Consider the following 1,556-nt stretch of genomic DNA (forward strand, 5'->3'; position numbering starts at 1 on the left):
CCCGGACGCGATCGACCTGGACGTCGAGCAGAACGTGCTGACCGTGAAGGCCGAACGCCGCCCCACGCAGCGCGGCGACGGCGCCGAGGTCCAGGTCTCCGAACGGCCGCTGGGCGTGTTCTCCCGGCAGCTGTTCCTCGGCGACACCCTCGACACCGACAAGATCAGCGCCGCCTACGAGGCCGGTGTGCTCACCCTCACGATCCCGGTCGCCGAGACCGCCAAGCCCCGCAAGATCCAGATCAGCGGCGGCAGCGACCGCAAGGAACTCCAGGCCTGACCTCGGCCCTCAGGCCTGGACGCGGGAAAGGGAGAACAGCCGCGCGGGCGCAACGCACCGCCCGCGCGGCAACCCCCACCCGCAACCCCGACACCCCACGACTCCAGGCCCACCCCCGTCGGGCCTGGTGCCCCCAAGGAAACGGTGTCGCGCGGACCCGCACGTCCCCCGGTCGGTCCGCGCGACACCCCGACCTCTTCTGCGAGGCAGCCATGACCACGCAGACGCAGATGAGCACCGCACCGTCGGTGGACGAGGCCTTCTGGGAGCTGGTCTGGTCCAACCCCGACCTCCTGGCCGCCGACCTCCAAGACCTGACGCAAGACGACCCCCTGCCGCCCCCGCCGGACCACACGCCGCCAAGCGACGGCCCGGCCGAGGCACCCCGGCCTCCAGGCCCGCAGGTCCCGGACGTTTCCGCGCGGCGGCGACCGCGGCCGCGCTCGCGCCTGGTGCCCGCGGCCGCGCGGGGGATGGTCCGCAGCCCTCCGGCTCCCTCGAACCACAGCTGCTGAACCCTCGATGGCGACGACAGGCACGGGAGGCGACCGTGGAAGCGGGCCGGGATCCGGCAACGGCCGCACGGCGCGTGCTCGGACTCGGACCGAGCGCCGACCTGGAGCAGGTCACCCAGGCCTACCGGACCCTGGCCCGGGCCTGGCATCCGGACACCAACCCCGACCCCGCCGCCCCGGCCCGCCTCGCGCAGGTGGTGGCCGCCTACCGCCTCCTGAAACACCAGGCCCAGGCCGGCACCCCACCGCACGACAGCGGCCGGGCGCCGGCCCCGGCACCCACCGAACCGGTCCACCGGCCACTGCGCCCGCGCGGAGCGGCCGTCGTGGCCGGACCGGTCCGCATCCATCCCCTGCCGCCTCGCGACTGAAACCCCGGGGGCAGGTCCCGGGCCCCCGGACGGGCCGGGAGGTGAAACAGGATGATCACCGAACTCGCCGTGGAGCGGGTGGAATTCACCTGCGGCCACTGCTGGCACCAGTGGAGCTGTGACTTCGACGTCCAGCGCTACACCGACGACACCGGAGCCCACTGGGAGTACTTCGCCCTCGACGGCCACCCAGCCCAATCCCCCTACACCCCCAGCGGCGCCCAGCCCTGCCCCGGATGCGGCCGCCACTGGGTCGGCCGCATCCTCGCCCGCCGCCCCGTCCCCACTCCACCCGGTCTGGCGGGAACACCCCGCGGGCAGATCACCGACCCCGCCGGCCACCGACCCGAACGCCGCCACGCGCCACTGCTGGGCGCCCACGCCCACACC

At 74.5% G+C, this 1,556-nt stretch carries 4 protein-coding genes; all 4 read left to right on the forward strand.

Annotated features, from left to right (window positions below; all coding sequences use genetic code 11):
- On the forward strand, positions 1-280 hold a 280-nt coding region (locus tag TR49_RS39030; RefSeq protein WP_042391132.1), incomplete at its 5' end, for an Hsp20/alpha crystallin family protein.
- Positions 281-492: 212 nt separating this feature from the next.
- On the forward strand, positions 493-795 hold the full coding sequence (locus TR49_RS44295) for a hypothetical protein (protein ID WP_042391134.1): 303 nt from the start codon (positions 493-495) through the stop codon (positions 793-795).
- A gap of 35 nt (positions 796-830) precedes the next feature.
- Entirely contained in the window at positions 831-1,166 is a 336-nt protein-coding gene (locus TR49_RS44300; RefSeq protein WP_160311706.1) for a J domain-containing protein, read from the forward strand.
- A 51-nt stretch (positions 1,167-1,217) separates the two neighbouring features.
- Positions 1,218-1,556 (forward strand): hypothetical protein (locus tag TR49_RS44305; protein WP_042391164.1); only part of this gene is annotated, 339 nt, incomplete at its 3' end.

Source organism: Streptacidiphilus melanogenes (assembly GCF_000787835.1).
Taxonomy (GTDB): Bacteria; Actinomycetota; Actinomycetes; order Streptomycetales; family Streptomycetaceae; genus Streptacidiphilus; species Streptacidiphilus melanogenes.